6 protein-coding genes are annotated in these 6,269 nt (G+C 66.9%); 5 read left to right on the top strand and 1 reads right to left on the bottom strand.

All coding sequences use genetic code 11. The features are described 5' to 3' along the window. Positions 1 to 109: 109 nt before the first annotated feature. Genes AB4Z27_RS20960 through AB4Z27_RS20970 form a run of 3 tightly spaced genes read left to right on the top strand, consistent with a single transcriptional unit; the run spans position 110 to position 4,035 of the window. A complete protein-coding gene (locus AB4Z27_RS20960; protein WP_441590833.1) occupies positions 110 to 2,572 on the top strand; it encodes a penicillin acylase family protein in 2,463 nt (820 codons plus the stop codon). A gap of 18 nt (positions 2,573 to 2,590) precedes the next feature. Beyond that, positions 2,591 to 3,304, top strand: a complete 714-nt coding sequence (locus AB4Z27_RS20965) for a glutamine amidotransferase (protein WP_092297728.1) — start codon at positions 2,591 to 2,593, stop codon at positions 3,302 to 3,304. Continuing rightward, positions 3,301 to 4,035, top strand: coding sequence for an MOSC domain-containing protein (locus tag AB4Z27_RS20970; protein ID WP_441645152.1), 735 nt, complete (start codon positions 3,301 to 3,303; stop codon positions 4,033 to 4,035). Before AB4Z27_RS20965 ends, AB4Z27_RS20970 begins: the two co-directional genes overlap by 4 nt. Here AB4Z27_RS20970 and AB4Z27_RS20975 read toward each other — a convergent pair. Next, entirely contained in the window at positions 4,022 to 4,246 is a 225-nt protein-coding gene (locus AB4Z27_RS20975; protein ID WP_092297733.1) for a DUF1289 domain-containing protein, read from the bottom strand. The two genes, AB4Z27_RS20970 and AB4Z27_RS20975, sit on opposite strands and share 14 nt — an antisense overlap. Positions 4,247 to 4,434: 188 nt before the next feature. On the opposite strand from AB4Z27_RS20975, the gene AB4Z27_RS20980 reads away from it, so the two are divergent. Continuing rightward, positions 4,435 to 4,869 carry a PaaI family thioesterase gene (locus tag AB4Z27_RS20980; protein WP_092297739.1) on the top strand — a complete coding sequence of 145 codons (435 nt, stop codon included), beginning with the start codon at positions 4,435 to 4,437 and terminating at the stop codon, positions 4,867 to 4,869. A gap of 140 nt (positions 4,870 to 5,009) precedes the next feature. Beyond that, a partial coding sequence (locus AB4Z27_RS20985) for a phospholipase D-like domain-containing protein (protein ID WP_441645153.1) occupies positions 5,010 to 6,269 on the top strand: 1,260 nt, incomplete at its 3' end.

Genomic DNA, 6,269 nt, shown 5'->3' on the forward strand with positions numbered 1-6,269 from the left:
CATGCCCGGCACGTCCGGGCATTTTTTTCTGGCGCCGGAATCTGCGATGCTTCGGTCTTTGATCGATCCCAATCGACCTGAATCGATCTGAAATTTTCGGAGGAATACGATGCGCTGGTGGAAACGGCTCGGCGGCTGGCTGCTCTCGCTCATGTTGCTGCTGGCGACGGGTGCGGTGGGCGGCTATGCCTGGTATCGCCAGGCCTCGCAGCCGGACACGGCCGGCACGCTGATCCTGCCCGGCCTGCACGACCGCGTCGTCGTGGTGCGGGACCGCAACGCCGTGCCGCACATCCAGGCCGCCCACGTGCTGGACGCCTATTACGCGCTCGGCTACGTCCACGCGCAGGACCGGCTCTGGCAGATGCAGATGAACAAGCGCGTGGTGGCCGGCCGGCTGGCGGAGATCCTCGGCCCTGGCGCGCTGGACACCGACCGCTTCCTGCGCACGCTCGGGGTGCGGCGAAACGCCGAGGCCATCCTCGCCCAGACTTCCCCCGAGACCCGCGCGGCGCTGCAAGCCTATGCCGATGGCGTGAACGCGTTTATCGATACGCGCAAGTCCGCGCTCCCCCCCGAGTTCCTGATCCTCGGCACCAAGCCCGAGCGCTGGGAGCCCGTCGACACGCTCGGCTGGCAGACCATGATGGCGTGGGACCTGGGCGGCAACTGGACGCAGGAGGTCCTGCGCATGGGACTGGCCCAGCAACTGCCGACGGCGCGCATCGCCGAGATCCTCGCGCCGTATCCGGGCGATGTGCCGCTGCGCACGATGGACTACGCGGCCTTCTATCGCCAACTCGCGCCCGTGGCCACAGCCATGGCGAGCGTGGTGGAGCGGGCGCCGGCGGGTTATGTGGAGGGCATGGGATCGAACAACTGGGTGGTCTCGGGCGCCCACACGGTCAGCGGCAAGCCCTTGCTGGCCAATGACCCACACCTGGGCTTGCAGGCGCCGTCGCTCTGGTACTTCGCCCAGATGCAGGCGCCGGGGCTCGACGTAACGGGCGCCACGCTGCCCGGCATTCCGCTGGTCGTGCTCGGCCACAACGCGCGCATTGCCTGGGGCTTCACCAATACCGCGCCGGACGTGCAGGACCTCTATATAGAACGGATCGATCCCGCGCACCCCACCCGCTACCAGACGCCGGACGGCTGGGCGGAGTTCGAGACCCGCACCGAGACCATCCGCGTGAAAGGCGCGCCGGACGTGAACCTGACCGTCCGGGCCACGCGCCACGGCCCGGTGCTWTCCGATGTGGCCGAGCCGCTGACCATCGCCGCCAAGCCGCTGGGCGCGCAGTACGTGGTGGCGTTTCAGTGGACCGCGCTACGCCCGGACGACAAGACCTTCGAAGGCGGCCTGAAGCTGGCCGGCGCGCGCGACTGGAACACCTTCCTGGCGGCGATGCGGGACCTCCACGCGCCGCAGCAGAACATCGTCTATGCCGATGTGGACGGGAATATCGGCTATATCGCGCCGGGCCGGGTGCCGCTGCGCCGGGCGGACAACGACCTGAAGGGCCTCGCGCCGGCGCCGGGCTGGGATGCGCGCTACGACTGGACCGGCTTCGTGCCGTTCGACGCGCTGCCGCGCCGCTTCAACCCGCCGGACGGCATGATCGTGACGGCTAACCAGAAGATCGTGGCCGACGACTACCCGTACTTCATCACCAGCGAGTGGACGGTGCCGTACCGCCACGAYCGCATCCGGGCGCTGCTGGAGGCCACCCCGCGCCATACGCCGGACACCTTCGCGGCCATCCAGAAGGACGTGCTCTCGCTGGCCGTGCGCGACGCCTTGCCGCTGCTGCTGGCCGCCCCGGTGGCCAGCGACGCCAAGCGCCCGGACCGCGAGCGCGCCTTGTTCGATGCCCTGCGCAAGTGGGACGCCACCATGGCGGCGGACCGCGCCGAGCCGCTGGTCGCCACCGCGTGGCTGCGCGAGCTGTCGCGGCTGCTGTTCGAGGACAAGCTCGACGAAACCCAGTTCAACCGGCTCTGGGACCAGCGCAACGTGCAGTTGCCGATGCTCAACGCGCTGCGCGCCCCGAACGGCGCCGGCGCGTTCTGGTGCGAYAACACTCGTACGCCGACGCGCGAGACCTGCGCGGAGACCATCGGCCTGGCCTGGCAGCGGGCCATCGCCGACCTGGACACCCGCTATGGCAGCAATCCGGAAAAATGGCGCTGGGGCCGGGCCCATACGGCGCGCGCCGAGCACAAGCCATTCGGCAAGGTTTCGTACTTGTCAGGGTTYTTCAACGTGCGCGTGCCGACTGGCGGTGATACGTATACGGTGGATGTCGGCCGTCACGCCCTCCGCGACGAGGCCGCGCCGTTCGAGAGCGTGCACGCGGCCAGCCTGCGCGCGATTTACGACCTTTCAGATTTGTCCCATTCCCGCTTCATGACCTCGACGGGACAATCGGGCAATGCCTTATCTCCGCACTACCGCGACTGGACCGAGCGCTGGGCGGCCGTACAGTTCATTACGATTGGCGCGCCACGCCGCAATCCCGGCGGCGACGCGTTCGACACATTGGTGCTCCGGCCAGCCGGCGCACCCTAAGCATCAGGAGAATTGACGATGACCGAGACCCGACGCCGCACCGACGTGATCCAGCATGTGCCGTTCGAGCATGCCGGTGTGATTGCGAATGCCGTGCGCGACCGCGGGCACGAGATCCGCGTGTTCCAGGCCGGCGTGGACGACCTGACGCTGGTCGCGGCCGATCCGGCGGACCTGCTGGTGGTGCTGGGCGGGCCGATCGGGGTCTATGAAACCGAGGCCTATCCGTGGCTGGAGGCCGAGATCGCGGTGATCCGCGAGCGGCTCGGCACGCGGCGGCCGATGATCGGCGCCTGCCTGGGCGCGCAGCTGATCGCGGCGGCATCTGGCGCGCGCGTCTATCCGGGCACGCGCGAGATTGGCTGGGGGCCAGTTACGCCGACCGAGGCCGGCCTGCGCTCGCCACTCGCGGCGCTGGCGGACGCCGACTGGCAGGTGCTGCACTGGCACGGCGACACCTTCGACCTGCCGCCTGGCGCCGAACTGCTGGCCTCCACGGCCGGCACGCCGCATCAGGCGTATGCGATCGGCCAGCACGTGCTGGCGCTGCAATTCCACCCCGAGGTGCTGCCCGGCGACATCGAGACCTGGCTGATCGGCCATACCGTGGAACTGGCCAAGGCCGGCATCGACCCGCGCACCATCCGCCGCCGCACCGCCGAGATCGGCGCCACCGTGGCCGCCGCCGGGGAGCGCATGTTCATGCGCTGGCTCGACGAGGCCGGGCTGTGACCGTGCCGGACATCGATATCGCCATCGACGCCTTGCTCGCGGGCAAGGTGCGCCCGTTCGGCCCGAAGGGGGTGCCGAGCGGCATCGACAAGCAGTTGCAGGACGGATCGCTGCGTGTGACCACGCTCGGGCTGGCTGGGGACGAGCAGGGCGATCCGCGCCATCACGGCGGCCCGGAAAAGGCCGTCCATCACTATCCGCGCGATCACTACCCGGCCTGGGCGGCGGAACTGGCGCGGGAAGATGGCGTGACCGATGTCCTGTCGCGCCCCGGTGCCTTCGGCGAGAACCTGAGCACCCGGGGTTTGACGGAAGCGGACGTGTGCATCGGCGACCAGTTCCGGCTCGGTTCGGCGCTGGTGGAGGTCTCGCAGGCGCGCCAGCCATGCTGGAAGCTCAATCACCGCTTTGGCTACGCGGGCATGTCGCGCGCGGTGCAGCAGAGCCAGCGCACGGGCTGGTATTACCGGGTGATCGAGGAAGGCGAGGTGCGCGCCGGGGACCGGCTGGTGCTGGCCGCACGGCCTTACCCGCAATGGAGCCTGCAGCGGCTGCTGCACGTGCTCTATGTCGACCGCCTCAACCATGCAGCGCTGGCCGAGATGGCGGAACTGGCGCCGCTGGCGGAAAGCTGGCGAAAACTCGCCCGCGAGCGCGTGGCGCGGCGCGAAGTCGAGGATATGGAGAAGCGGCTGACCGGGGTCATCCCCGGATCCCTCAGCCCTGGCTGAAGCGGCGCGCAGTGCCCTCGCGCGTGATGCGGTCCCAGATCACCTGCTTTTCGGCATCGGAGTAGAACACCCAGTTACTGACCTCGACGGCGGTGCGGCCGCAACCCTGGCAGATCTCATCGAACAAGGTGGAGCAGATGCCGATGCAGGGGCTGTCGGGCCGGTCACTGAGACCCTGGGCTTCGGTAATGTCGGACGGTTCGGCAGGCATGCAGGGGTGGGGCGGGGACGGCTGGAACGTTTGGGTGGCCATTATACCGGCCGGCGCCCCGGCGGTTTGGTGTGCCGCAGGAGGCTCAGGAGGTTCAACTACCCCTCAGGTCATTGAGCGAATGGGYAGCGCCGGCTACGCTGGGTGGAATCGAATTCGTCCCATGCCGTATGTTCTGGAGCCTTCCTATGCCTGAATCGACTGTGGACCCGCGCCTGGCCGCGATGGTGGCGTCCGTCCTGATGGAATCGCCGGTGGCGCGCACGCTGGGCATCCGCCTGGATGCGCTGGCGGTGGACCGCGTGGAGCTGGTGCTGCCGTTCAGCCCAAACAACGTGACGGTGCGGAAGGTCGTGCATGGCGGGGTGATCGCCACGCTGATCGATGTGGCCGGCGCGGCGGCGGCGTTCTCGAACGTGGATCTGGAGGTGGTACGCGGCGGCGCCACCGGGGCGCTGTCGATCCAGTACCTGGCGCCCGCCGATGGCGTGGCGTTACGCGCGGTAGCGGAGGTGATCCGTCGGGGCAAGCGGCAGGTGTCGCTCGAAGTGTCGGTCTACGCCGACGGTGCTAACGAGGGGCCGCTGGTGGCCAAGGCGCTGATGACCACGGCGCTGTTCTGACAGCGTCTGAGAGATCCTCGGGCGGTGAACGATTACCACGCATTTTCGAACTAGTACGATTGTTGGGCGCTGATTGCCGCTCCTAGTATGCCGAGTTCGCAGCTTTTTCAGGGCTGCACCGGCACTGGAGCTGCTCAGGCATGACCCGACAAACCATCACCACGCCCATCGCGCTTTCGCGTAGAAGTTCGGCAGTCATTACGCTGCCGTGGTTCGTCCAGCGCGTCGAATATGCGCCCCAGCCCTGCACCTTTCATCCCCTCGTGAATGGTGAAGAGGCATTCGGCGATCTCCATGACACCATTGCCGCCGCGCAGAAGAGTGTCGACATTATCTGCTGGGGCTTCCAGCCATCGATGTTCTTCAAGCGCGGCGCCCGGGAACGCGGCACGCCCTGTATTGGCGACCTGCTCGAAGCAGCGGGAAAGCGCGGGGTAAAGGTCCGCCTGCTGAGTTGGGGCGGCGAAGTATTCGGCATTCCCGGCATGACGGAAATGGGCGACGAGCCGAACCTGCCTGACCGCATGCATCAGCATCCATGGTTCTCCCGCCCGCCCAATCCCCGCGTCAATCCCACGGACTTCAACCGGTACTGGCATTGGCGGGCCGCACGCACCTCACCCACCGCCAAGATATTAAAGGGACCGGTTCCATCGCAGATCATGGAAAAGTTGCCGGCATTGCTGGGGCTGCCGAAGCTGGTCAATGTCGAATTTGTCGTGCGGGATTTTGGCCTGTCCAACCGGCTGGAAATCGCATTTCGCACCGCCTTGTGGGGGACCGACGATACGCGCTCTGCCGGCAACAAGGCCCAAGCCGGCGCGATCATGGGCGCGATCGTGCCGACGCACCACCAGAAAATGGTGCTGGTCGATTATGAATTGCCTGACCGGGCAGTTGGCTATGTCATGGGCCACAACATGCTCGACCCGTACTGGGACAAGGACGACCACAGCGCGGTCCGCCTGACGGGCGATCAGGGTCGGAATGGCGCGACACCACGGCAGGACATTTCAAGCCGGGTCACCGGCTCGATTCTCCGATATCTGAACCAGAACTTCTGCGAGGCATGGGACCGCGCCACCGGCGAAGCGCTGCAAACCACCCGAAAACCTGCCGCGACGGCGCTCAAAATGCTGCCAAAAACCGGCGTGCGGGTCATGGCCCAGGTGCTGCGCACTCAGCCGGAACACGGCAAGTTCGATATCGAGAAAATGTATTTGCAGGTGGTCAACAACGCCTGCAGCTTTATCTATATCGAGAATCAGTATTTCCGCTTTCCGCCATTGGCCGAGCAAATCAAGGCGGCCGCCGCAAAGCAGATAGCCTGGGGCCGCGACCCGGGCGAGCATGGCCCCATCCACCTGTTTGTCGTCACCAATGCGAGCGACGAGGGCATC

The sequence above is a fragment of the Cupriavidus sp. KB_39 genome, assembly GCF_052114485.1.
Classification (GTDB): Bacteria; Pseudomonadota; Gammaproteobacteria; order Burkholderiales; family Burkholderiaceae; genus Cupriavidus.